The 25,249-nt window shown below is 45.9% G+C and carries 25 protein-coding genes; 13 read left to right on the plus strand and 12 right to left on the minus strand.

Annotation, left to right across the window (positions count from 1 at the left end):
• Nucleotides 1-159: 159 nt before the first annotated feature.
• Nucleotides 160-2,775 (plus strand): replicative DNA helicase, encoded by a 2,616-nt coding sequence (locus QUA34_RS25225; protein WP_333326260.1) that lies wholly within the window; start codon nucleotides 160-162, stop codon nucleotides 2,773-2,775.
• Between the two features lie 92 nt (nucleotides 2,776-2,867).
• Here the strand turns inward: QUA34_RS25225 and QUA34_RS25230 are convergent, their stop codons facing one another.
• From QUA34_RS25230 to QUA34_RS25240, 3 genes are all read right to left on the minus strand, one after another.
• Nucleotides 2,868-3,455 carry an FKBP-type peptidyl-prolyl cis-trans isomerase gene (locus QUA34_RS25230; protein ID WP_333311117.1) on the minus strand — a complete coding sequence of 196 codons (588 nt, stop codon included), beginning with the start codon at nucleotides 3,453-3,455 and terminating at the stop codon, nucleotides 2,868-2,870.
• Nucleotides 3,456-3,735: 280 nt separating this feature from the next.
• Complete coding sequence (locus QUA34_RS25235; protein WP_333053835.1) at nucleotides 3,736-4,062, minus strand: phasin family protein; 327 nt, start codon at nucleotides 4,060-4,062, stop codon at nucleotides 3,736-3,738.
• A gap of 99 nt (nucleotides 4,063-4,161) precedes the next feature.
• Nucleotides 4,162-4,368, minus strand: coding sequence for a hypothetical protein (locus QUA34_RS25240; RefSeq protein ID WP_333326337.1), 207 nt, complete (start codon nucleotides 4,366-4,368; stop codon nucleotides 4,162-4,164).
• Between QUA34_RS25240 and QUA34_RS25245 the strand changes: the two genes are divergently transcribed.
• The 4 genes from QUA34_RS25245 (at nucleotide 4,279) to QUA34_RS25260 (ending at nucleotide 7,086) form a co-directional block, all read left to right on the plus strand.
• Nucleotides 4,279-4,635, plus strand: a complete 357-nt coding sequence (locus QUA34_RS25245) for a zinc ribbon domain-containing protein (RefSeq protein ID WP_333326258.1) — start codon at nucleotides 4,279-4,281, stop codon at nucleotides 4,633-4,635. The genes QUA34_RS25240 and QUA34_RS25245 overlap by 90 nt on opposite strands.
• Nucleotides 4,636-4,707: 72 nt before the next feature.
• Complete coding sequence (locus tag QUA34_RS25250; RefSeq protein WP_333389827.1) at nucleotides 4,708-5,673, plus strand: BadF/BadG/BcrA/BcrD ATPase family protein; 966 nt, start codon at nucleotides 4,708-4,710, stop codon at nucleotides 5,671-5,673.
• A 251-nt stretch (nucleotides 5,674-5,924) separates the two neighbouring features.
• A complete protein-coding gene (locus QUA34_RS25255) occupies nucleotides 5,925-6,581 on the plus strand; it encodes a hypothetical protein (protein WP_333389829.1) in 657 nt (218 codons plus the stop codon).
• A 103-nt stretch (nucleotides 6,582-6,684) separates the two neighbouring features.
• On the plus strand, nucleotides 6,685-7,086 hold the full coding sequence (locus QUA34_RS25260; RefSeq protein WP_333085418.1) for an MgtC/SapB family protein: 402 nt from the start codon (nucleotides 6,685-6,687) through the stop codon (nucleotides 7,084-7,086).
• 1,059 nt (nucleotides 7,087-8,145) lie between these two features.
• Here the strand turns inward: QUA34_RS25260 and QUA34_RS25265 are convergent.
• Together QUA34_RS25265 and QUA34_RS25270 are read right to left on the minus strand one after the other, a co-directional pair.
• Nucleotides 8,146-8,358, minus strand: coding sequence for a hypothetical protein (locus QUA34_RS25265; RefSeq protein WP_333085419.1), 213 nt, complete (start codon nucleotides 8,356-8,358; stop codon nucleotides 8,146-8,148).
• Nucleotides 8,359-8,408: 50 nt separating this feature from the next.
• The gene (locus QUA34_RS25270; RefSeq protein ID WP_333326252.1) at nucleotides 8,409-8,639 is read right to left on the minus strand and encodes a hypothetical protein; all 231 of its coding nucleotides are present in this window, start codon (nucleotides 8,637-8,639) and stop codon (nucleotides 8,409-8,411) included.
• A gap of 376 nt (nucleotides 8,640-9,015) precedes the next feature.
• Between QUA34_RS25270 and QUA34_RS25275 the strand changes: the two genes are divergently transcribed.
• Entirely contained in the window at nucleotides 9,016-10,764 is a 1,749-nt protein-coding gene (locus QUA34_RS25275; protein WP_333389831.1) for a hypothetical protein, read from the plus strand.
• Nucleotides 10,765-11,426: 662 nt separating this feature from the next.
• Nucleotides 11,427-12,053 (plus strand): hypothetical protein, encoded by a 627-nt coding sequence (locus QUA34_RS25280; protein ID WP_333296461.1) that lies wholly within the window; start codon nucleotides 11,427-11,429, stop codon nucleotides 12,051-12,053.
• Here QUA34_RS25280 and cobS read toward each other — a convergent pair.
• Nucleotides 12,050-12,847, minus strand: a complete 798-nt coding sequence (gene cobS, locus QUA34_RS25285) for an adenosylcobinamide-GDP ribazoletransferase (protein WP_190732248.1) — start codon at nucleotides 12,845-12,847, stop codon at nucleotides 12,050-12,052. The two genes, QUA34_RS25280 and cobS, sit on opposite strands and share 4 nt — an antisense overlap.
• A 259-nt stretch (nucleotides 12,848-13,106) precedes the next feature.
• Here cobS and QUA34_RS25290 point away from each other — a divergent pair, with 259 nt between their 5' ends.
• From QUA34_RS25290 to QUA34_RS25300, 3 genes are all read left to right on the plus strand, one after another.
• A complete protein-coding gene (locus QUA34_RS25290) occupies nucleotides 13,107-13,556 on the plus strand; it encodes a hypothetical protein (RefSeq protein WP_333036232.1) in 450 nt (149 codons plus the stop codon).
• Between the two features lie 228 nt (nucleotides 13,557-13,784).
• Nucleotides 13,785-14,915, plus strand: coding sequence for a tRNA guanosine(34) transglycosylase Tgt (gene tgt / locus QUA34_RS25295; RefSeq protein WP_333389833.1), 1,131 nt, complete (start codon nucleotides 13,785-13,787; stop codon nucleotides 14,913-14,915).
• Between the two features lie 60 nt (nucleotides 14,916-14,975).
• Nucleotides 14,976-15,113, plus strand: coding sequence for a photosystem II reaction center protein K (locus tag QUA34_RS25300; RefSeq protein WP_006634808.1), 138 nt, complete (start codon nucleotides 14,976-14,978; stop codon nucleotides 15,111-15,113).
• Nucleotides 15,114-15,305: 192 nt separating this feature from the next.
• Here the strand turns inward: QUA34_RS25300 and QUA34_RS25305 are convergent, their stop codons facing one another.
• Both QUA34_RS25305 and QUA34_RS25310 read right to left on the minus strand, forming a co-directional pair.
• The gene (locus QUA34_RS25305) at nucleotides 15,306-15,860 is read right to left on the minus strand and encodes a glutathione S-transferase family protein (protein WP_333296465.1); all 555 of its coding nucleotides are present in this window, start codon (nucleotides 15,858-15,860) and stop codon (nucleotides 15,306-15,308) included.
• Between the two features lie 182 nt (nucleotides 15,861-16,042).
• On the minus strand, nucleotides 16,043-16,624 hold the full coding sequence (locus tag QUA34_RS25310) for a manganese efflux pump MntP family protein (RefSeq protein ID WP_333296458.1): 582 nt from the start codon (nucleotides 16,622-16,624) through the stop codon (nucleotides 16,043-16,045).
• A gap of 197 nt (nucleotides 16,625-16,821) precedes the next feature.
• Here QUA34_RS25310 and QUA34_RS25315 point away from each other — a divergent pair, with 197 nt between their 5' ends.
• A complete protein-coding gene (locus tag QUA34_RS25315) occupies nucleotides 16,822-17,421 on the plus strand; it encodes a cytochrome b/b6 domain-containing protein (protein ID WP_333389835.1) in 600 nt (199 codons plus the stop codon).
• A 278-nt stretch (nucleotides 17,422-17,699) separates the two neighbouring features.
• Here the strand turns inward: QUA34_RS25315 and QUA34_RS25320 are convergent, their stop codons facing one another.
• From QUA34_RS25320 to QUA34_RS25335, 4 genes are all read right to left on the minus strand, one after another.
• Nucleotides 17,700-20,015, minus strand: coding sequence for a cache domain-containing protein (locus QUA34_RS25320; RefSeq protein WP_333326239.1), 2,316 nt, complete (start codon nucleotides 20,013-20,015; stop codon nucleotides 17,700-17,702).
• Nucleotides 20,016-20,806: 791 nt separating this feature from the next.
• Nucleotides 20,807-21,271 (minus strand): hypothetical protein, encoded by a 465-nt coding sequence (locus QUA34_RS25325; protein ID WP_333036242.1) that lies wholly within the window; start codon nucleotides 21,269-21,271, stop codon nucleotides 20,807-20,809.
• A 302-nt stretch (nucleotides 21,272-21,573) separates the two neighbouring features.
• Nucleotides 21,574-22,134, minus strand: coding sequence for a sugar O-acetyltransferase (locus tag QUA34_RS25330; protein WP_333240075.1), 561 nt, complete (start codon nucleotides 22,132-22,134; stop codon nucleotides 21,574-21,576).
• 138 nt (nucleotides 22,135-22,272) lie between these two features.
• Complete coding sequence (locus QUA34_RS25335; protein WP_333389837.1) at nucleotides 22,273-22,947, minus strand: MBL fold metallo-hydrolase; 675 nt, start codon at nucleotides 22,945-22,947, stop codon at nucleotides 22,273-22,275.
• A gap of 33 nt (nucleotides 22,948-22,980) precedes the next feature.
• On the opposite strand from QUA34_RS25335, the gene QUA34_RS25340 reads away from it, so the two are divergent.
• Together QUA34_RS25340 and QUA34_RS25345 are read left to right on the plus strand one after the other, a co-directional pair.
• Nucleotides 22,981-24,453 carry a site-2 protease family protein gene (locus tag QUA34_RS25340; RefSeq protein WP_333389839.1) on the plus strand — a complete coding sequence of 491 codons (1,473 nt, stop codon included), beginning with the start codon at nucleotides 22,981-22,983 and terminating at the stop codon, nucleotides 24,451-24,453.
• A gap of 335 nt (nucleotides 24,454-24,788) precedes the next feature.
• Nucleotides 24,789-25,249 (plus strand): hypothetical protein (locus QUA34_RS25345; protein ID WP_333389841.1); only part of this gene is annotated, 461 nt, incomplete at its 3' end.

Here is a 25,249-nt window from a genome sequence, read left to right on the forward strand (position 1 = left end):
AGTCATCAGTCATTAGTTGTTAGTCATTAGTCATTAGCTAAGAACTGAGTACCGCTAACTAAGGACTGAGGACTGCTAACTAAGGATTCAAAACTGACGACTAATCACTGACAACTAATAACTAATGACTGCGGACTAATGACTGAGGACTATTGACTAATGAGCGATTTGATGCCGACAAATATAGAGGCAGAAGAAGCAATTTTGGGCGGGATTTTAATTGACCCCGAAGCTATTTCCCGAATTGCCGAACTGCTGCGACCGGAGTTTTTTGCCATCACCGCTCATCAAGTCATTTATCGATCGGCATTAGGCCTATTTTTACAGGGTCAACCTACGGATTTAATGACGGTAACAACTTCCCTAACCGACCGCAACCAGTTAGAGCAAGTAGGAGGACTAACTAAATTAGCACAATTAGTCGATCGCACAGTTTCCGCAGTCAACATCGACCAATATGCAGTTTTAGTTGAAGACAAATATCAGCGCCGCAAATTAATCGAAGCTGGCAACAACATAGTACAATTAGGTTACGAGACGGCAACACCACTAGAAACAGTCTTAGACCGCGCCGAACAAGAAATTTTCAGCATAACTCAAGAACGCCCACAACAGGATTTAGTGTCGATCGGCGAAACGCTAAACCAAACATTTCAAGACCTAGAAAATCGCAATGAAGGCCTGACACTTCCCGGTATTCCCTGCGGTTTCTATGACTTAGATGCTATGACAGGAGGCTTTCAGCGATCGGATTTAATCATCGTTGCAGCTAGGCCGGCGATGGGCAAAACAGCCTTTTGTACCAACATCGCCCACCACATCGCCGCCGGACAGCAAAAATTGCCGGTTGCCGTTTTCAGCTTAGAAATGTCGAAAGAACAGCTAGTGCAGCGTATCCTGTCCAGTGAAGCCAAAATAGAAAGTAACAGGTTGCGATCGGGTAGAATCAGTCAAAACGAATGGGAACCAATCAGTACAGCCATTGGCAACTTATCAGAACTACCACTATTTATTGACGATACTCCCAATATTACCGTCACAGAAATACGATCGAAAGTCCGCCGCCTCCAAGCAGAACAAGGCGGAACCCTAGGATTAGTCTTGCTAGATTACCTGCAATTAATGGAAGGTACCAGCGACAACCGCGTGCAAGAACTATCTCGAATTACCAGAAGTCTTAAAGGTTTAGCCCGCGAACTCAACGTGCCGATTATTGCCTTATCTCAGTTGAGTCGGGGTGTGGAAGCGAGGACAAACAAGCGGCCGATGATGTCTGATTTGAGAGAAAGTGGATGTCTCGGTGGCGATAGTTTAGTTACGCTGGCGGATAGTGGATTAGAAGTCCCGATTCGTGATTTAGTCGGCAAATCTGGCTTTGCTGTTTGGGGATTAAATTCAGATACCCTGAAACAGGAAAAAGCGATGGTGACTAATGCTTTTTGTACTGGAGTCAAGCCAGTCTGGGAGATGACGACTTGCTTGGGAAATTCGATTACAGCAACAGGCAATCATAAGTTCTTTACATCAGATGGTTGGAAGCGTTTAGATGAATTAAAAATAGGCGATCGAATTGCTACACCTCGCTCAATTCCTTGTACTGAAGTGCAGACGATGGGTAATGCTGAATTGGCTTTACTAGGACATTTAATTGGTGATGGTTGTACTTTACCCCGACATACCATTCAGTACAGGACGCGAGAATTAGATTTAGCTGAATTAGTTGCACATTTGGCTAGAGAAGTATTTGGTGATAAAATTAATCCCCGCATAAAACGGGAACGCGATTGGTATCAAGTTTATCTCCCCGCTAGTTATAGTCTCGCTCCCAATATCAAAAATCAGATTACTAAATGGCTCGAACAATTAGAAATATTTGGTTTACGTTCCTATGAAAAATTTATTCCCAGTTTAGTATTTACCCAACCGCAAGAATCGATCGCTCTTTTCCTTCGACACCTATGGGCCACGGATGGTTGTATCCGCACGAGTAAAGACAATTCCCACTATCCCAGTGTTTACTATGGATCTAGTAGCGAAAAACTAGCGCGGGGAGTTCGATCGTTATTATTAAAATTGAATATTAATGCTTCTTTAAAATCAATTTTCCAAGGAAATAAAGGGCGAACTCAATATCAAGTATGGGTAGGTGGGAAGCAAGAGCTAGAAAAATTTGTATATCGGATTGGTGCGGTTGGCAATTATAAACAAGAAAGTTTAGCCGCCGTCAAAATATATCTAGAAAAATCTGGACGGGCTAATACCAACCGAGATTTAATTCCCAACCAACTTTGGCGAACCCAAGTTAATATTGCCACACAACGTTTGGGTTTAACAACTAAACAAATTCAAGCAGGTTTGGGCGTGCGCTATTGTGGCGACAGTTCCTATCAATGTGATATCAATAGAGAACGAGCTTTGCAGTTAGCAACTCTTCTAGAATCAGAAGAAATTGTGAAAATTGCTGTTAGCGATATCTATTGGGATAAAATAAAAAAAATAGATTTCATCGGCGAAGAAATGGTTTACGATCTAACGGTAGAGAAAGTTGAAAACTTTGTTACACAAGGATTGTACGCTCATAATAGTATAGAGCAAGACGCAGATTTAGTAATTATGCTCTACCGCGATGAATACTATAACCCTGATTCGCCCGATCGCGGAATTGCAGAAGTAATTATTACCAAACACAGAAACGGGCCCACAGGAATCATCAAACTATTATTTGACGCCCAATTTACCTGCTTCCGCAATCTCGCATCTCCGAAGCGATCGTAAATCAACCAGAACATACACAGAAACCCGGTTTCTTAAAAAAAACCGGGTTTCTAAACACCGTAAAAGTTATACGTTGAATTAGATTGAGCTACCTAGCCAGCGATTCTCAACAATTCCACATCAAAAATCAGCGTAGCATTAGGAGGAATCACCCCGCCCGCACCGCGAGCACCGTAACCGAGTTCAGGGGGAATAATCAACTTGCGGCGGTCTCCAACTTTCATCGTACCGACACCTTCATCCCAACCCTTAATTACTTGACCCACGCCAATTTGGAACTCAAAAGGAGAATTGCGATCGCGCGAACTGTCAAACTTCGTGCCATCCTCCAAAGTTCCAGTGTAGTGCACCACCACCTTCTGCCCGGTTTTTGGAGTCGCCCCATTACCCTCTTTTAATTCAACATATTTCAGACCGGAATCTGTGGTGACAGTTTTCTCAGTATTATCAGTCATGTCATTGCCAGCGATAGTAGCTGGTACCTCTGGTAAAGTAGCATCAGCTACTAGCAAGCTATTTTCATTCAAAGACTGCGCTGACAACTTCTCAATAGCAGTCTCGGGTAAAAGATTGTTCAATTCGGCTGCAACTGCTTGGGACCCAGAACCGCCCATTTGAGCGACTATCAAAAACAAAAAGCAAACCAGCATTACTCCCAAGCTGACTAGAACTCCTCGCAAAATTAATCCTCCTAATACTTTTAACCGCGATATCTCAGATATCTAAGACATCTAGTACAACAAGAACTACCAAATTTTATCTGAACTTTTCCACCAAAGAACGGCAGGTACCAGATAATTTTCCAGGCCAAAGTATGAAGTCAAAATGTTTGTTATTCTACATAAATGGCTTCTACATAAGTGCCTTTTTTTAGCCTTCTGCCTTCGGGTGACAATCTTATCACAAGATAGCAGCGAACTTCTCGCGGGCGTTAGCGAAGCTTGCAGAAGAGGATCGAACTCAGCGCCAGTTACGGTTTTCTAAATCCCGCATCTGACGTTCCAAACGATCAAGCCTTCCCCGCAACTCATCCATTTCGGACTGTCGGGGGACTCCCATATCTTGCAGCATATTCCGTAGTTGCCGCTGCAACTGCGTCTCCCAATTACCCTGTTCAGACTTGATATGCTCCGTCATGTCATCGACAAAGGTTTTGGCTTGCTCAGGATTGATTTTGCCATCTTTGACCCATTGCTCGCTGACTTCCTGCAATTTCTCTGCCACCAGGGAGGTAGTACCAATGCCCAGCATTACCAGTTGTTTGAGTAAGTTGCTATTGTTATCCATAGATTTTTCCTAATGTTTGCCCTTTCATACCCGATCGGCTCAGGTCGCCTGCTGTCGCTGCGAAACTATCTGTAAACTTAAAGTTACATCAGCGCACACCTACCTTTCTATTTTGGAGCATCCAGCGGCCTGATGGCGAGGCGATCGCGCATTCTCGGCGTTCGGAAAACCCGCTAATGAGCCTACCCACCACATTACCCCATCACCCTGCTGTCTATGCCTGATTGCCCCCGCTGTCACCAACCTGTAGACGCCCAAGCGCTCGCCTGTCCACACTGCAAAATCCCCCTCAAAGCTTTCGGTCATCCGGGTATCCCTCTTTATAGATCAAAACCCGAAGAATTTCTGTGCACTACCTGTATTTATCACGCAGACGACACTTGCAACTACCCGCAGCGTCCCTTTGCAAAAGAATGCACGCTTTATCACAATCAAGCTGAGCCGCTTGTACCACAGACGAGCCGTTACATCAGCGGCGGCTGGATGCAATCAATCAAAAATTGGTGTCAGCGCCATCTGGTTTGGTTAGCATTATTAGGTTTAATTATTATTAGCATTGCTCTGTCGATTTAATCGGATTGTACAAAGCGTAGAATAGAGATATCTCTGTTAATCTGGGTTGCTCTATTATTCTCTAAATTATTCATGAGCTACGTATTCGGCATCGACGGTGGCGGCACTAAAACTATCTGCCTTTTAATGGATGACAACCACCTTGTTTTAGGACGGGGTGAAGCAGGGCCGTCAAATTATCAAACCCTGGGAATTGAGACAGCAAAACAATCCATCCAATTGGCGATCGAACGAGCAGTTCTGTCCGCTAAAATCGAGACGAATAGCAATCTCAACATAGAAGCAATTGGTCTGGGACTAGCAGGAGTCGGGCGTCCCAAAGATCGTGAAATAGTGCAATTTGTAGTGCAGAACTTGCAGTTGACGAATACTTTACCAGTAACCCGATCGTTCCTGCCCAGGAATATCGTAATTTGCAGCGACTGCGCGATCGCACTTGCTGGCGGTACAGGTCATCCAGTGGGTATCGCCGTTATTTCAGGAACCGGTTCCATTGTTTTCGGGCAAAACCGTCAAGGGAAAACTAAACGAGTCGGCGGTTGGGGATATATTTTAGGCGATGAAGGCAGCGGATATAACATCGCCCTTCAGGGTTTGCAAGCTGCTTTGAAGTTCTATGACGGACGCGAAGATTTTACCACGCTTGCGGAAAAACTTCAAACGCATTTAGGCCTCAATAACCTAGAAGAATTAGTAGAAGTTGTTTACGGGCGCGGTTGGGGAGTCAAAGAAATTGCAGCTTTAGCGCCGATTGTCGATCGAGCCGCAGCAGAGGGCGATCGCGTCGCTGACTGCATTATCAATAATGCTGTAGCAGAATTAACCTATTCAACCAAAATAGCCATTTCAGCGCTATTTAACCAAACAGAAGAATTTGAAATTGTGATTGTAGGAGGTGTGTGGGGTGGAGAGGCAAATTGCCGAGGTCGGTTTGAAGCAGCCATAAGTGCGATCGCCCCAAAGGCTAAGGTTATTTCGCCCCGATACGAACCAGCTTTCGGTGCTGGATTGTTAGCTTTAAACGCTCTCAACAATTAATTATTGACTGTTGACTGTTGACTGTTGAATGTTGACTGTTGACTATCTTCCTTATCTTCCCGATCGCCCCTGTCTTGCGGATTTTCTCAATTTTTCCAAATTTTCAACTTCTGGATTATCAACCTTATCTTCCCAACTGGTAGAATTCCAGCCTGCCATAATCAAAACATCAGATGAATGCGAAACAAGAAACAAATTTAGCAGTAGTGCGTTCCTAAGTAAACAAAAACCGAAGCAAGGAGACAATTTATATGATTACTTCTCAAAAATGGCGTTCAGCAACAGCAGCAATCCTCGCACTGGGCATTACCGTTGGAACCAGCGCGCCGCTGGTGGTAGCTACTCCCGCAGAAGCTCAACAACGAATTTCACAATTTGATAGCATCCGAATTCCATCGGGCAGTGTAATTCCAGTTAGCTATGAAAAAGACAAAATAGTTGTCACCCGCGAAGAAACTGCACCTTTAACTTTAACAGTAGCGCAAGACATCCGCACACCTCAAGGCAGAGTATTAATCCCCAGAGGCAGCCAGATAGTCGGGGCACTGCAACCTGTCAGAAGAGGCAATCAAAGTGGTACTCAATTTGTTGCCAGAGAGTTAATTATCAGCCGCCGCCAACGCTATCGGATTGACGGAAATTCAGGAATTATTACCCGAACCGAAAGAGTCCAAAAAGGTGCTGGCACAGGTTCAGTAGCCCAAGGTGCAGCCTTGGGTGCAGCAGCCGCAGCCGCACTCGCAGGCATTACCGGCGACAAAGCGATCGCGACTGAAGAAGTATTGGGAGGCGTTGGGATCGGCGCTTTAGCTGGAGTATTGTTGGGGCGGCGCAGCGTTGACGTGCTCGTGATTCGCCCGGAACAAGATTTGGCAGTGAGATTGCGATCGGACATCGTACTCCGCTAATATTGGAATCTTCGGATTAATTATTTGCAGTAAAACATTGTCGATCGCTAACTTGTGGTCTCCCGATCATTGGCTAGGCATACTGTTAAGGTTGTGCCTAGCCATGTTTGTTGGCGGAATTATTGGATGGGAGCGCCAACTCAGAAACAAACCAGCGGGATTGAGAACTCATATGCTAGTTAGCATGGGTTGTGCACTGTTTGTTTTAATGCCGCTAGCAATGGGGAAAAACGAAAACGGAGGAGATGCTGTAGCGCGGGTAATTCAAGGCATTGCTGCCGGGATTGGGTTTTTGGGAGGCGGAGAAATCCTGCGGCAAAATCACCAGGAAAGAGGTAAAGTTGAAGTTCACGGACTCACATCTGCCGCCGCTATTTGGGTGTCAGCAGCTTTAGGAACTGCTGCCGGATGTGGGTTGTGGCAACTGGCATTAATTGGCGCTTTAATGTCGTTGTTTGTTCTGAGAGTAATTAAAGAGTTAGAGCGTCGGAGTCGTAGGAAATAGTCTTATTGAGTATATAAAATTTGGTAAAATAGCCGTTGCAACGTTTGTAGTGACGACGGAAGTACCAGCGAGTTTTATGAGGGTTAAACTCCTCACTACGAACTAACTTTATTGCGGTCGATGGAGGGGAAATAATATTAGCTGTTTCATACCAAGTGCAGTTAATCATTGATCATAAATTGTTTGCCCTCATCCCAGGCATACCTGTCCCGATGGTGAAAAAGGGGTCTTACACAATTTGAGGATGATTATTGTGGGCATTGGTGTCAACAAACACGTTAAACCGTCATTCCGGCTCTTGTTTCAACAAGAGCCTCAAAGCTCAAGTCCTCGCTATGAGGACTAATGAGTTCTTCAGTCCTCTTTGAGAGGACTTTAGCTATGAGACAGGGAATTCATTCCCTGGCGGACTTCCGGGTGAGCGGGAGGACTAGCGGACTAAAAGCTTAAGTTGACACTAAGGAATGAGAATTAAATAACTTCCACAAGTTTGTGGGATGGGCGTCCCGCCCGTCCAAAAAAGACGGGGGGGACGCCCATCCCACAATAACAATTAAAATTGTAAGTTATTTAATTCGCGATCCTAATATATTTTGGGGTGTTCCCCCTGGTGTGAAAATACACCCCTTCGGGCTACGAGAGCCCATTCCACAAAAAACAATCAAAATCACCCCGCAATTATGCAATGCCTAAAAAGTGGCTCAAACGCTTGAAATCTCTGCTTGGGGCGATCGATAAATATTCTCCCTTTGATAGAGAATTAACAATACATAACTTTTCAAGCAGAATGCTCAACTGTTACGAAGCAAACACTTTGACTACACCTTGACAGGTCTAGTCATCCAAGCCTGACCTTTGACGAGTCAAGTCCTCACTCTCCACTTAAATATTCATTTTAATATTTATTTCAATTTTATTTAATTTGCTCAACACCCATTGAACCAAAATACCAATATTTTTTATTTAATTAGTAGATAAGTCATCCAAATAATTATAGCTTTTCCGCGTTTTTTGAGGATAAAAGTTAATACTTAACTTGCCAGATAATTGTAGGAAAAATTAATTTCTATCCGCAAAATTTGGCATTTTTATTAATTCCAAAGACTCTTGCCTCACCCGACCCGCCATCGCAGCTAACTGCAAGCTCATAAAAGCATTCAAATCTTCCAAATCACACTTGGCTGAGGAAAAAATCTTCTGCATTTCATTTTCCGCTTCCAAACTCAGATATCCAGCGGCAATAGCTTGTTTTACAACTTCACGAACCTGCACGGTAGAAATGTCCCTTACTAAATTTTAACGAATCAAAAGCCAACTAATTACTAACAAGAAGTTTCGGAAGCCGTCTCGCCAAAGATTTCAAACTTTTTTAGCTCGCGAGACTCTTGTTTCACTCCTCCGGACATAGCTGCTAGTTGCAAAGCCATAAAAGCATTTAAGTCTTCCAAGTCATACTGAGTGGTAGTTAACATCCGCCGCAGTTGATTTTCGGCTTCAATGGTTAGATAGCCTAGAGCCAGAGCTTGCTGGGCGAGATCGCGAATTAGTACCATAACACTTCGGGATTTTATTGGTTCAAGCCTAAGTATCAACTGTTTTCACAGAATCAGCAGTGACGGCTATTGCTCGATAGGTGTGACATTGTTACGGGCCACTCGTGACAGCCGGAGTCGCAGAGTGTGACTAAGTATTTGCACTGTTGTGACGGAGATCACGCGGGGGATGCCAGAGGATGAGTCGGAGAGTGGGGAGTCGGAGAGTGTCCGGGTGTCTGGGTGGGGGAGTCGGAGAGTGTCCGAGTGGAGGAGTCGGAGAGGGGGAGCATTTTTCTTTTTCCCTGGGACTAATCACTGATGACTACTGCCTTCTACCTTCAGAAGACGCTCAACGTCTATAATCAGCAAGTTAAATATTTACTGCAAGACCCATATGGAATTAGCTCATAAAGATTTGCTACAACAAATAGCCCGACTATCGGAAACTTATGCTAATTTGGCCGATCGCCTATCCCAAGCAGCAAAACAACTGCAAGACTCTGGCCTTCCTCCCTCTGACAGCTTGCTGCAAGAAGTAGCAGCCTACAGCCGCAACTTTGCCGCAGTCCAAAAACAAGCTCTCGAACTCAACAAATCCGCGATCGCACCGGGGGAAATTGCTTCCCTCAAAGACATTCAAAACTTAGTCGAGACTGCCGCAGCTTCTGAAGGTAAAGCAGAAATTCGCGATGCAGCATTGAAAGTGATCGATCGAGTATTGGCGATCGCCCACCGCGAACAAAGCGACTTCGCGCCCTTACAATCAGTTCATGCCAGAGCCCGCGAACTGCAACGCGCGATTTCCGAATCAACCCCAACTCAACTGCATTCTGACGCAGAATCCTTAGTCAGCGGCAAACACCCAGTTTCAGCAGTGCTCGCCCTGGTGGAACAGCAAGACAAATTAGATGACGAACAGTGGGTCATTCTCGAAGAAACAGTCAGCGCCGCTTTTGGCAAACAAATAGCCGTAGCTATTTCCAGAGGCAAATTAACCATTGCTGAGATGGTAAAAGCAGCACCTGCAAAAGTCGAACCAGCATTTAAAGCAGCGCCAGAACAAAAAATCAGCGCCGAACCTTTGCCAGAAGTGATTGTCATCCCGTCAGGAAATGTGGCACCGAAACAAGTAACAGTTGCGCCACAGATCCAGATTTTGGAATCCCCCGCACCTTCTGCCCCGATGCACGAGGTAATTATTGTTCCCAGCGTGGAAGTACCTAAGTCTCTTCAGACAACCGGTTCCGGGAACATTGTTTTTGGGGCACCCCGGAATATTCAACAAGCTCCTGTAGAGGGCGGTTTGGGAATCAAAGTTTTGGTGCACATTCAGGGAATTGGCGATCGAACTTTCGGTGCTCAAGAATACGCGGGTTCTAAGGGGCGGGGGCTGCGCGTCGAAGGATTTGCGATTAATATCGATCCGCCAATTCCCGGCTTAAATGTCGAGTACATGGCTCACGTCGAAGGTGTTGGCGATACTCCTTGGCTTAGCGAGGGAGAATTGGCGGGTTTTCGGGGTCAAGCGAAACGAATTGAAGGATTTGCGGTGCGGTTGAGCGGGCCGCAAGCTGATAAGTACGACGTATTTTATAGCGCTCACATTCAGAATATCAGCGACACCGACGTGTCCTCCAACGGCGAATATTGCGGCACTCGCGGCAAAGCTTTGAGAATTGAGGGCATCAAAGTTTGGATCGCGCCGTCTGCGAGTTCCCAAGTTGTGGCGCCTGTGGGTTTAAAAGTGTTGGCGCATATTCAAGGAATTGGCGATCGAACTTTTAGCGATCAAGAATATGCGGGTACTAAAGCTCAAGGCCGCCGCGTGGAAGGATTTCAAATTAAAATAGAGCCTCCCGTTGCCGGTTTAAATTTGCAGTACATGGCTCACGTTGAAGGAGTGGGCGACACTGCTTGGATCTCGGAAGGAGAGTTAGCTGGATTCCGGGGCAAAGCCAAGCGCATTGAGGGATTTGCCGCCCGCCTGACAGGGCCGCAAGCTGATAAATACGACGTATTTTATACGGCTCACATCCAGAATGTGGGCGATACTCCTGTTACTGCTAACGGTCAATATTGCGGCACTCGTGGCAAAGGTTTGAGGGTTGAGGGGATGACTGTTTGGGTTGAGCCGAAAGCGTAAAAATTGAGAATGAATGGAAAATTTGCCGTTGCATTTTCCCTTCATTTAACACCGGATTTTTTCACCAAAATATGCCATGACAGTCAGGGGTATGAGGTGAAAAAATCCGGTTTATCGCCACCCAACGACAGGAATTATAGCGCACGCTAATCTCAGAAACCCGGTTTCTGAGTGTATTTTTCGTACTCAACCGAAATTTGTCGCAGAAACCCGGTTTCTCGTCACCTGCAAAGTCTTGGCGCACGCTAATCTCACTACTATTGGTTAAATTGGTTGAAAATAATGCTTGAACCATAGGTAAAAGCTTCAAAAACAATAGTTAAGTTTAATCAAATTTTGTATATTAAACGGGTCGGCGTTGCTTAATCAGGGTATGAAAAAAATCAGTTAAAAATCCCGAAGCTTTGTGGATAGTGGTTTCTATGACTTGCATATTTAGCCCTTCATACCGTAAATCCGCAAGGCCAGTTTTTGTTGGGTAGAGTTTCGATTCGCAATGTACTCGACAAAACTGGACAACCCGACCAATAATCCGTCACTCAACTCGATAACTTATTTCTCTTGCAACACCGTACCGTTCGAGGAGAATTGTAGCCGCGATTAATATCATTTACAGTAATTAATAGCGAAACAAAACCTATAATGCTCAGCTAGAAAAAATTATGCCATACAGTCAATTTACTACGATCGCCAAAGCGAAACAAGCTTTCGGTCTGACAGTCCAAGAGGGATCTCGCTTTATACCTCCGCTAAACCCGATCGCACCCTCAGACATTCTCAGCGGTACTCTCAAAGATAGCCTCCCCATCGTCGCTACATCGGGAAGTGAAAAAGCGCGATCGGAAGGAATCATCTATCCCGTACTGCTGGAAGTGAGGCGGATTCTCGATCGCCAAATTAGCCTTTTTTCCGGCGAAGATTTCACCATCGACGAAGCTGTCGGACTGAATGGAGTGTTTGATTTTCTGCTGACGCGATCGTCCGAAGTGCTAGAAATTGAAGCCCCCGCCGTTGTGATTGTCGAAGCTAAAAAGACCGACCTCAAAAGCGGATTGGGTCAGTGTATTGCCGAAATGGTTGCCGCTCAACGCTTTAATCAAGCCAAAGAAAAAAACATCCCCATCATCTATGGGAGCGTGAGTAATGGCATTCAATGGCAATTTATCAAACTCGAAAATCAAACTGTGACGATCGACTTATCCGTCTATCCTCTGCCCCCTGTCGAGCAAATCCTCAGCTTTTTCGTTTGGATGATGCAGAATGATGCCGTTAACTCAGAAACAATTTAACCTTCCAAAGCCGCCAAAAGACACAGCAACAAAGCCTCCGTCCACTCGACTACAGCACCGTAAGTATCGCCCGTGTGGCCGCCCAAACGGTGGTTAAACCAGGCTCCGGCAAAAATTCCGATCGCACTTCCCCCCAAAGCCATCCCCACCGCCAACAGCCACCGATCGCCCTCCAAGACAACTTGCACCACGCTCAAACTAAGCAGCAACAGCACTCCCGGTATAAAATCAAAAGGAGAATAAATTGATTCCTTGTGAAAAGCTCCCTTACCCTCGGCCCGCAGATAGGGATAGCGGGCGATCGCCACCAGTTGGGCCCACCTCCCCCAACCCGCGACACCCATCAAAGCCAGCCACCGATAGTTATTCAAGTCCGAGAGAGCGGCAGTTTTCAGCAGCACGATCGCGATCGCAGCCATCGCCCCAAAGGCCCCTGTAACGCTGTCCCGCATCACTTCCAGCCGACGCACGGGGTCGGGTACAGCCAGCCCGTCCGCCGCGTCCATTGCCCCGTCTAGGTGCAGCCCGCCAGTCACGGCGATGCCCAAAACTACCACCAAGGCAGATCGAGTCAGAGCAGGCATTCCCAACAACTGCAACCCAACATCCCCCAGTCCCAGCATCCCCCCAATCAAAAGCCCGATCGCCGGTGCCAAGCGGGCAATGCCCCGAAACTCCAAAGTCCAAGACACCGGTACCGGCAAACAAGTATAAAAAGCGACTGCGGCTGCGATGGCAGCGCCTTGATTCCGGAAAAAGTCGATCGTAGAGCGAACCCATTTATCATGCACCATAAGATAGAAAATTTTTCATCTGGTATGCAGTTGTCAATCGATTAGCGTGTGCCAGAATTGGACTGTAACACCCTAGTTTTTTGGATCGAGCAATTCCTCCTGTCCGAGCTCTTTTCCCCGGAAAACCTCTGTCGGCAGCGATCCCCAAGCTCCCTATCTAAAAAGACTAAACTCAAGATCCGCGTTTCCATTCCCAAAAATTCTAGCTAACTCCCTGATTTTCAAGACGGGAAAATACTACAACAGAGGCTTTTACTCCATGAGTCACGATCAACTGAATAACAGGGTAGTTGCTCCTTGCATCATCGATACAGGGATCGTCGTCAACAAACGCGATATCAAAAGATTGCTGTTTGATTTAGGACGTGTCCGCTACCTTCACATACAAGATGGCCAGATCTATAGCGAAGGGGAAGGTTATGTGCTCGAAGTCTTCGCCAACCCCCACCGTTCTACCCTGATTGCCAACCATGCGCTTTATTTGAACGTGTATAGTTTTGATTACCTGGAACTGAAACAGTCCCCTGAAGATGGTGCTTATTTTGACCTGATTCAAGATGGACGGCAGTTGCGGTTAATTCCCCTCTCCAATCCATTGCAAGAGCAATTCGCCCGGAATTTAAATGCTGCGGCTTTGGATGCGGTTGTCGATCAGGTACTCTCAGGCAACTGGGATCTGCAATTGGACGAAGATGATTCCCCCTTTTAATGGTCAGTCAGTCGATTTTAGATTTTAGATTTTAGATTTTAGATTTACTCGCAGCGCCGTGAATCTGGGAGGTAGAACTAAGGTCTAAAATTTTTTGCCCTCCACGACGATTGTCGGAAACTTGTCTCCGTTTTTGGGCGGGGTCATGGTTTTTTTTGTCGCGATGTCATCAACAATAGATTAAATAACACGGACGGCCGAGTAGCGGTTAACGAGCATCGGGGACTAATGACTGAGGACAAGGCGAAATTTTCTTTTAAATGTCAGGCTAATTGCAGCCATACCCAAGCGCGTGCAGGGGTTTTTGCTACTCCCCACGGTGTTGTGGAAACGCCTAAATTTATGCCAGTGGGGACGCTAGCTAATGTCAAAACTTTGACACCGGCACATCTTGAGGCGGCGGGTTCTCAAATGGTTTTGGCAAATACTTATCACTTGCACTTGCAGCCGGGGGAAGCGATTGTCGCAGGCGCGGGCGGATTGCACAAATTTATGGCTTGGCCGGGCCCGATGCTGACGGATTCGGGCGGCTTTCAGGTGTTTAGCTTGAGCCAAATGCGGACTATTTCTGAGAATGGGGTGACTTTTCGCTCTCCCCGCGATGGCCGCATGATTAATTTGACGCCGGAACGATCGATCGAAATTCAGAATGAGTTGGGCGCCGATGTGATTATGGCCTTTGACGAGTGTCCCCCTTACCCCGCTACGCGGGAGGAGGTGGAGGCTGCAACAAATCGCACTTACCGCTGGCTGCAACGCTGCATTCAAGCTCACTCGCGCCCGGATCAAGCTTTGTTCGGCATCGTCCAGGGGGGCGTTTTCCCCGATTTGCGATCGCGCGCGGCGAACCAGTTGGTAGATTTGGATTTACCAGGCTACGCCATCGGCGGCGTTAGTGTGGGGGAATCGGGGGATTTGATCGCAGAGATTGTGAAGGTGACTGCGCCTCTGTTGCCTGCAAATAAACCGCGTTATTTGATGGGGATTGGGACTTATCGGGAAATGGCGCTGGCGGTGGCGAGTGGCGTAGATATGTTTGACTGCGTGATTCCGACTCGGCTGGCCCGCCACGGGACGGCTTTTGTTGGTGGGGAACGCTGGAGTTTGAAAAATGCTCGGTTCCGGGAGGATTTTGCTCCGCTGGATGAGTCTTGTCCTTGTTATACCTGCCAAAAATTCAGTCGGGCTTATTTGGCCCATTTGGCGCGGGCTAACGAAGTGCTGGGGTATACTTTGCTGGCGCTTCACAATGTGACAGAGTTGATTCGCTTTACGGGGAGGATGCGGGAGGCGATTTTGGCCGATCGATTTACTGAAGAGTTTGCCTACTGGCTTACACCGACAGTCGATCGATCATGATTGCCGTGGGTAAAGATATGCGACAATTATGAAAATTCTGTTGGATAGGTAGGTTGATTCATGGAAGCTGCATTACTCTTAGCAAAACTGCCCGAAGCTTATTCGATTTTTGAGCCTTTGGTTAATGTTTTGCCGGTCATTCCCGTATTTTTCTTGCTGCTGGCTTTTGTTTGGCAGGCGGCTGTCGGATTTAGATAAGTTTGATTTCATCAAAAGCAGGGGCAATTCACAAATTGCCCCTGCTTTTAGGTATTAAGTTTTATGACTTTGCCCTCTGACTGCTGACTGCTGCCCTCTGACTGTTGCCCTCTGACTCCTGACTCCTGACTCCTGACTTACCCTCAATAATTCATCCGTGTATCCGTGTCAAAATCCGTGTAGTGCCATCCTTCAGCTACCGCCGATCGCACTTTTGAATGCCGGTCTTTCTGAGATCCGCTTGATGTAATCTACAACAGCCGGATAAGCACTGAGGTCTAGTTTTAGCATCATCGGAATGTAAGCCAACATTGAGCCGACTGCTGCGTCGGCTACGCCAAATTCATCACCCATTAAAAACGGCTGTTTCTCGAAGATTTCATTTAACGGTTTTAACAACTTGGGAGTTTCGCGATCGCGAGTTGCTTCTGTAAATATTCCCGGCCCCAGGGTGGCGTTAGCAAACGTGACCCACTGCACGATTTGAGCTTGCTGCTCCAAAGTGTCTGGCATTTTACCATATTTTTGAGCTAAATACAGCAGAATTGCGCCGGATTCCCAAAGTTTGAAATCTCCGTCAACAATTGCCGGTACTTTGCCGATCGGGTTAATTTCGAGATACTCTGGCTGCAAGTGTGCCCCTGCTTGCATATCTAGGGTGACGAATTCGTAGGGAACCGCTATTTCTTCTAGATACCACTTGACAATTGAGGCCCTGCTGCGGGCTGCGCCGTAAAGTTTCAGCACGAAAATTTTATCCTTTAACACAATATTGCTGTTATAGCATTTTTGGGTCAGTTGTCAGTTGTCAGTTGTCAGTTGTCAGTTGTCATTTGGGAAAATTCCCAATTACCTTTTTGCCAATTACCTGTTTGCCAATTACCCATTCCATTACCAATGACTACTGACTACTGACTACTGACTACCGACTAATTGCCGATAACTAATGGCACTTCTGTCAAGTGCATAAACAAGATTCTGCTGCCAATGAAAATCAAAATTGCTCCGCCCACTATCTCAATTTTATTAGCAAATAAGTTGCCGCACTTGTGACCGATAAACACGCCTGCAAAGGCTAAAAAGAAAGTAATAAATCCGATCGCAGTCACCGCAGGAGCAATAGAATCTTTCAGGACAGCAAATCCGAGGCCAACTGCGAGGGCATCGATACTCGTCGCCACCGACAGCGTTATCAAAGTCCCCGTATCTAAGGGATTGAACTTTTTCTCGCATTCTTCGCTTTGCAGCGATTCATAAATCATTCTCCCGCCAATGAAACTCAAAAGCCCAAAAGCGATCCAATGGTCGATCGGTGTGATCAAAAAACTAAAACTAAGACCGATTAACCATCCTATTACGGGCATTAAAGCTTGAAAACCTCCGAAAAATAAGGCAATTTTTAAAGCTTTATTGACCTTCATGTGTTTGATTGCTAAACCGCTAGAAACAGCGACAGCAAAAGCATCTGCTGCTAGTCCCAAGGAAAGTAATATGGTAGTGGCTGCATCCATTTTTGTAAAGTGTTAGGTGTTATAAATAAAGTGTTCCTCTTGACTGTTTTAGTTTACACTGATTTTTGATATAATTGCGTTCTTCTCATAATCTATTCATTTTTGACTCACATTTATTTCACAATTGGCAAGGGTTGAAAATATCAGCGCTTAGCTGTATTCTCTAAAAGATTATTTATCAAGTAGCAGAATTGACTATGCCGCCATCTAGACCCTACCAGCCATTGCTGCTCAGATTACTGCATGGGGTTAACGCTGCGATCGCCCTTTTAGCAATTTTGAGCGCATTTCTGGTTTACAACACCTACGATGGGCGGTTTGGCAAACTCCCCGTGCCTCAGATTGCAGATATTATCGGGATTCACGGCACTTTTGGCAAGATGTTGCTGTTAGGAATAATGCCGTCTTTTGCATTGTACAGTTTCCACGCAGGTCAAAAACGCTTGGTGCAGCCGGATTCGTTTGGGAAACTAACGCAGTTGGGAAAACCCATTTGGTGGTACAGTTTGCACCGGATTGTGAATACGTTGATGTTGCTGGCACTGACTTTTTCGCTAGCTTCTGGCAGTATGGTTAAGGAAGAATGGTTGCCGGCTGGGGAATTGACGCAGGTTTGGTATTATTTACACGCTTCGGGTTGGGTGGTATTGGTATTTTGTCTGGCAATGCACTTGTTGATGAGTGCGAAGGTGGGGGGTTCGCCGCTAATTTTGTCGATGTTTGATACCGCATATCGCCCGGAGGATTCGCCGACGGCTTGGTGGAAGAAAATTCGCTCTTTGGTCGATCGCTCTTAATGTGAAAATGCTTAATTTGAAAATGAACAGAAATATTTTATTAATTGTTGCGGAAGTCTTGGTAATGGGAGGCTGGTTGTTTGCTGTGGTTGCACCTTTATTATTTCCCTAATTCTATCATATCAAGTTTGGTTAAAAAATGATAATCAGGTTTGTAGTGAAGACTTCAGTCCTCCGTTTTATGAGGACTAAAGTCCTCACTACAAACCGACATTAAGCTTGTCGCGCCGCTTGCTAGCAAGATTTGCGAGGGGTTTTCCTGGCGGCAAAATGCGATATCAAACGATCGGCAATTTTACCCTAAACTCAGCACCGCCCCCAGTTTGAGATTTAATTTGAGGTTGAACCGGAGATTCAACTGTCAGGCTGCCACCGTACAATTCTACAATAATTTTATAGCACACCGACAGATCCAACCCTGTAAAATTTTTAAATGATTTATTAGGGCCAAAATCCTCAAATATTCTGTGTTGAATTTCCTGCGTAATTATAGAGCCATTGTGGGCGATCGATACAACAATAAACCTGCCTGTATCATCCTCGAAAATATCGGTTTTGATTGTAATAATTTGAGCAGAGTTTTCAATACTTTTAACTGCACCTATAGCATGGCATATCAGACTCGCGAATACCTGGCTCAGTTGAGCGGGATAACACAAAATTGGCGGCAGGTTGTGGTATTCCTTGACTACTAATATTTTTTGCTCCAGTCTGTGAGCCAGCACCAGCAAAATATTGTCGATGCTCTCATTAACGTTGGCGTGTTCTTTGTTGGCTTCGTCAGGAAGTGAAAATTTCCTCAAAGCCAGGACTATCTGGCGAATGCCATCGGCTCCTATTTTCAAAAAATTGAGGATTTGTGGCAACTCTTGGCTGATAAAATCTAGGTCGCAACTCTCTATTTTTTTGGCAATTCGTGGCACAGGTTCGGGATATTGTTCTCGATAGAGGCGAATTATATGGAGCAAATCTTTGATATAATCGTTGAGGTGAATCAGGCGGCCGTAAATAAAGTTAATCGGGTTATTAATTTCCTGGGCAACTTCGGCGGCTAGTTGACCCACCATTCTAATTTTTTCGCTTTGTACTAACTGCTCTTCGGTGATTCTGAGTTTGGCTAATACTTCTTCCAAAAGTTTGAGTTCTTCTTGAATTTGCCCGTGGAGTTGGGATTGGGAAATTGCGATCGCCAGTGAGTCTGCAATTGCTTCCAAAACTTGCACCTCGTCGGGAGTCGCAAATCGGCGGTTTGCACAGGCGAACAGATATCCAAGCCGATGATTCTCAGTTAGTACGGGTACTGCTGCGTAGTGACTATTTCTGAGTTCGATATGGGTGTGTTCCTCAGACGCTGTGGCATCAGGGGCGCCCGTTTTATGTAGCAGTATCGTTTCGCAGCGGTGAAGCCGTGCAGCTAAATCTCCAGAGGGCCCTCCTGGAACACCAAAGATTCCCAAGCGCGTCGGCAAACCTTCCCGGCAATATTCCCAGCCAAATTCTAAAGTATCTTGTCGGGGATCGTACCATGCGAAAATTGCTCGATCGAGCTTAAGTAAAGTACCGAGTTCGTCTACTGTAGTTTGGAGGATGCGATCGAGGTGCAAGGAAGCGCGAATGCGGCCGGTCAAGCGGTGGAGAAGGCCTTCTGTGCGACTGCGAATGCAATTTAGGGCAAACAGCTTGAGCGCCACAATTGCTGCGAGAATAGCTGCGGTGGCAAGTACGCCGGCGGCTACTGCTAGTATCTTGAAAGGAAAAAGTTCTTTTTCGAGATTGTCGCGGGGAATTACGAGGGCGATCGACCATTCAGCTTGTTCTAAAGGAAGATAGGCAACATAAACTCTGGCGCCGTTGATTTGAGTCAGCACAATGCCCGTTTTTTGATAAACCATCTCCCTGGCTACATTTGCCAAATTAGCATCTGCAGACTCTAAAAGACTAGGAGCAGAATTGTCGATATTCCCGATTAATCGAGCGTCGGGATGCACAATCGGCACTCCTTGAGAATTGAGAACAAAAGCGTAAGTTCCGGGGCCATATTCCAGCTTTCTTACTACTTGGGCAATGCGGTCGATGCTAATGACGCCGTTCATTACTCCGATCGGCTTTTGTGCTGTTTTACCAAGAGAATTTACCGAACTTGACCACACCGGAGCCGAAATGGGAACAATCCTTTGTCTTTTGAGCGTGCGAGAAATGGTAGGATCTGAAACATAGACTTCCCCAGCCATTGCCTTTTTAAAGTGTTGGCGGTCGCTAACATTAATCAACGCTCTGCCCACTTTTGTGGTGAAATAAGAACCGTCGGGATCAATTAATGCCAAGTATTGGAATTTTTGTAGTCGATTTACTTCCGATTTTAAATAAGGCTCTGCCACTGACCAATTCATCGAACGAACGGGAGTAGTATTGGCGAGGATTTCGATCTCAGCCTTTCTCGTGCCCAGCCAGCGATCGATCTTGTGGGCGCGCTCCCTAACTTCTAACAAAGCATTTCGCTCGCTTTTGGTGATAATCAAGCGGCGAACGCTGTGATAGCTAATACAACCAGTGATGCTAGCTGTCAGAATTATTACCCCCAAAATTAAGAGCACAGTTTGATACCTAAGATGGTATTCGCCCTTTAATCCCGCTGGCAATAGTCGAGTTAATTTCCACCACTTTACTCTCGCAAAGCTTCGCATGGTTTGACCAATTTGTGAGATTGAAATCTTTAGCTCACCTACGATCTACTCGCCCGCCTGCCAGTAGTCTTAAACTACTAGCATTCAATAATTGCGGGGATTTTTTAATTTTTTCCCGCCGAGCGGCTCCTATCGTTTCCGGTTGCACTCCTTATGATATAAAGGACACGGCGCCGTGCCGTTTCCATACCCTGATTAATTGTAAGGACACGGCATAGCGCCGTGTCGAAAGCGGTGGGTAATATTAATTCCGAGGCTACCGATTTGATATCACTTTGTTAAACAGGAATAATATCATACCACATTTTTGAGCACTTAAAAAAAATCATCAACTACTTAATTCTTTTTTACAGTCGTTAATAATGGATGTTATTTAGGTGATCTGAGCAGTAGACTTTTTAGGTTGAGATGTTTGGTGTGTGTCTTAATCAATAGTCCAGACTGCTTTTATTTCCTACTCTAAAACCCTAGATCTTCCGTGGATAGTTCGATTTCCGAATTGTCTTGAAACCCTTATTATACAGTTGGTAATCAAAAACTGTCCGCAGTATTGCTTAATAACGAAATATTAAAAGTTTTTCGTTCATTATTAATGAAGGAAAAACTTGTTAAATCTTTAATTTATATCTCAACACTTAAAAGTATTTTCGGTGCAGCCGCTGGCTGAGGCACTGTTAAATTGCCCCAGTTGCGGGATTTGTTTAAAGAACCTTGTGAGTGTGTTCGTGCTGTTTCACATTGTCTTCAGTGCGAATGACGCGCTCGGAGTTGAGCACTCTTTTGCGTTCTAAGGAATAAGTAAAGTCGTTGCGAACTGTTCCCAAGGGAATGTGAAGTTGAGCTTGGGGGCGGATTTTGTAAGTGCGGGCAGCGGCGATCGCCCGAAAGCCAAATTCTTCGCTAAACTGAGCTGATGTCGGGAATTCTGGCAACATTTTGGGTGTTTCGCCGTCGAGCACTGCTCCCAAAGTCGTCCCGCAAATCATTAAATAGGATGTGGGAATTCCCTTCAAAATTGCTTCCAAAGCTGCTGAGGGAATAGCTTCGATTACTTGCACTTCAAAAACTTCGCCTTCTTCTTTGATGAAGCAGGTAGCTACACCGACTGCTATGTAGTCGTCGGTGCAGAGATCGGGAGCGTTGGGATAAACTGTTGCAGTCGTCATAAGAAAAGCTTGGTAGTGTGGAAACCGGGAACGAGAAATTATATCATTTCCGGTTACACCGGAATGATGTTGACTGTTGACTGTTGACCGTGAGCAGTCAACAGTCAACAGTCAACTCGAATTTACTATTCCGATGCTAACGGATTTGATATTAAGCGATTTTAGATTTTAGATTTGAGATTTATTGCACGGTTTTTTTCGGGGATTTTACGTAAAAAATCTTAAACCGGCTGTTCTAATACCTAAAATTTTTGGGTTAAGCTCCAAGGAGCCGATCGCACGATTGTGTCGATCGTACCACATCAAGGTAGATGCCGGATGATTCGGCAAGGATTCCCCGCCGCCACGACGTTTGCGGGAATATCTTTGACAACAACACTGCCTGCGCCGATCGTGCTATTGTCGCCAATAGTGACTCCTGGACAAATAATACTGCCCCCGCCAATCCAAACATTATTGCCAATATTAATTTCAGCGGCGAGTTCTCGGCCAGAAAGTCTAATTTCCGGGTCTGTGGGGTGAAGAGCGGTGTAAATTTGTACGTTGGGCCCGCACAGTAAATTTTCGCCAATGTTAACTCGATTGCAGTCGAGAATCACGCAACCAAAATTCATGTACAATCCGTTTCCCGCATAAATATTGCTGCCATAGTCGCAGTAGAAAGGTGGCTCGATTTCAACTTTTGGCCCAACTGCACCGAACCATTCTGCGAGAATTTCTAACCGTTTGTCTGGTTCGTCTTCGCGGGTAGAATTGTAAGTTCTGGCGAGGCGGCGAGCTCGTTGGCGCTCTAAAATTAATTGCTCATCAGCAGCTAAATACAATTCGCCGGCGAGCATTTTTTGTTTTTCAGTTTTTTCCATAAGAATAGGCAGTTGTAACGGCCACTATACAAACTTTCCTCGCTCTTTAACAGACTGAAGAATAATGTAGGGTGCGCTAGGCGCACCTTACCGCTATAATTAGCGCGTCAGATCATTTTTTGATGTTGCAGCATACATTTAGGGTTCAGCTTTTGACTGCAAACAAACAGCTAAATCCAGATTGGCTAATTGCTCAAAAGCTCGATCGATCGATCCTTTTCCCCGCAAAAAACCAGTATTTGCACCGGGACAAATATACTGTAAAGTTTCCGGCGAAAATCGATCGATAATTGACTTCACGCTGTTAATTTGCCTAGGCCAGTGAAAAGTTTTTGGCGTCCACAGCGGTACTGGGGCGGCTTCTCGGTTGGGGAGCAAGTGCCTACCCGAAAACAGCACTCCACCGCTGCCATTATGATAAAGGCAAGAGGAACCAGGAGAATGGCCAGGAGTCCAAAATGCTTTCATTCGATCGCTCACAACAAATTCTCGCTCAAAAACCGTAACCTTCAAACCCGGCAGTAAATAAGCTTCCTGTTCTTGAATCAGGATCTCGCACCCCGTGGCTTCCTGAATCTCCCGCGCCTTGGCGATAGCGCCACGGTGGGTGAGAAACAGCAGTCGCACGCCGCCGTGTTCCCGCAAAAATGTTTGGTTAATCTCATCCCAAGCGGGACAATCCACCAGGATGTTAGTTTGGTTTTCTACAATGAAATAGGCTGTTGCACCCAGGGTATCCCGGTTAGGCGGGAAAGCCAGGATATTGTCGAGCACGGGCCTGGGTTGTTTGGAGACTAAACTCTGTTGTTTCAAGGAAGTATTTCAGAAGGGAATGGGATAAATATTATGTTCTTTTTACTATGGTTGTTCGTATTGGGGCTGATATCGTACTACTTGTTGCAGAATGGCACCAGCCGAATCACCAGGACTCCGATATGGCTGCTGTGGCTGGTAATGATGGCGCCCGCGCTGATTTGGGCTGGTTGGATTTTAGTTTACGGCACAAGCAAAACTGTACCGCCGGAGTTGGTAATTATACCTTTTCTGGTTTGCCCTTTTTTGTATTGGTTTTTGGTACAGTTGGGGCGCAAGAAAATTACCGCCGAAACTGCACAGCAGGTAGCAGACTCTGCGACTGAACCTGCAAAGCCAAAACCGCCCGTGCGCCCGATCGATGCAGCGGAAGAAGCGAGTTTGCGCGATTGTTTTCCTTGGTCAATTTACTTTTTGCGAGATTTGGAATTTCGGCCGCAGGCTGTAATTTGTCGCGGACAGTTGCGGACGAACCCGGAGGCGGCTTATCAGGCGATTCGGGAGAATGTGGAGAGGCTTTTTGGCGATCGCTTTTTAGTAGTATTTCAAAACAGCTTGAGCGGTCAACCTTTTTTTGCCATAGTTCCCAATCCCAGCCACCAATCAGGGGAAACTCCTGTCAAATCCGAATCTGTAACCCGGCCATTTTTCGCATTAGCTTTGCTGCTGATCACGGTGTTTACGACTACGCTGGTCGGGACGCGACTTGCCGGAGTTACTGAACAAGCTTTGCAGTCCAACCCGTCAATATTGCTCCAGGGTTTGGCTTACTCGCTGGCTCTAATTACAATTTTAGCAATTCACGAATCCGGCCACTATTTAGCTGCCAGATTCTACAAAATTCGCACGACTTTGCCTTATTTTATCCCGATTCCTTTTTTCTTAGGAACTTTTGGGGCTTTCATTCAAATACGGAGTCCAATTCCCAACCGCCGAGCTTTATTTGATGTTAGCATTGCCGGCCCCCTGGCGGGTTTAGTGGCGACAGTGCCATTATTAATTTGGGGTTTGAATCATTCGACTATTGTACCGCTGTCTGACAAGTCGGGAATGTTAAATTTTGACTCTTTCAAACCCAGTTTTTCGCTGCTGATGACTTTGTTGAGCAAGTTAACCTTGGGTGGCGCTTTGAATGCGGAAACTGCGATCGATTTGCATCCGGTAGCGGTGGCGGGTTATTTGGGTTTGATCGTGACAGCGTTTAATTTGATGCCGGTGGGACAACTCGACGGCGGGCACATTGTACACGCGATGTTCGGCCAGCGAGCGAGTATGGCGATCGGGCAATTTGCTAGACTTTGTATGCTGCTGCTTTCTTTTTTGGAACAGGGTTTGCTGCTGTGGGCGATTATTTTGTTTTTCACGCCACTAAACGACGAACCTGCGCTGAATGATGTTAGCGAATTGGATAATCGGCGGGATTTTTTGGGGTTGGTGGCGATCGGGCTTTTGTTAATGATTTTGTTGCCGGCGCCCAGGGTACTCCTTGAGTGGTTAAATGTTTAGAAGGAAGAAGGAAGTTCGGCAACGGATTATGTAACGGATGTAACGGATAGAAAAAAAAGAAACAATAAAGAGGGCAGAAGGATTGAGTGATCGGGCGAGAGAAAGAAGAGGAAAGAAGGAAGAAAAGAGAGGTTTACCACTTCTGCAAGGGTTGCTATATTAGGACTTACGCGGTGAGAACCCGGTTTCTTCCTAGATACTTCTCTACAAAACCACGATTTCTCCCAGAAACCGGGTTTCTAAGGCGTAAGTCCTGTATACAAACGAGTTTAGCGTCGGTCAATTCGCTTTCTCTCTCCCAGTAATCTAGAGTTTCAGCGACTTATCTGAGAAATATGTCTTACAAATCCTTTACTTTCCAACAATTAAAAGATCGATTTGGATTGGAACCGTCACTCAGTCCTATTTGGAGTGCCAAGGTTGTTCCTGTAGAACCCTCCGAATGGTTTTGGAGAACCCTCGAAATTAGTTCTAACACTGCTGTTACAACTGCCAAAGAACGTTCGGAACGGATTATTTCTCCTCTTCTGTTAGAATTTAGAGAAAGGAACAACAGACAATTTTCTATTTTTTCTGGTTGGTCGTTTGATGTAGATGTTGAGCAGGGATTGAATGGGCAATGCGACTTTCTATTGTCTTCCGTGCCGTTTGATTTTGAAATTAAAGTTCCGGTTTTTGCATTGAGAGAAACGAAAGGCCCAGAAATAGAATCTTGTCTGCCGCAGTGTGCAGCACAAATGGTAGCGGCTCAGCTATTTAACGAACGCGAACACAATTCCATACCTGCAGTATATGG

This window comes from Microcoleus sp. POL10_C6 (assembly GCF_036701585.1).
Classification (GTDB): domain Bacteria; phylum Cyanobacteriota; class Cyanobacteriia; order Cyanobacteriales; family Microcoleaceae; genus Microcoleus.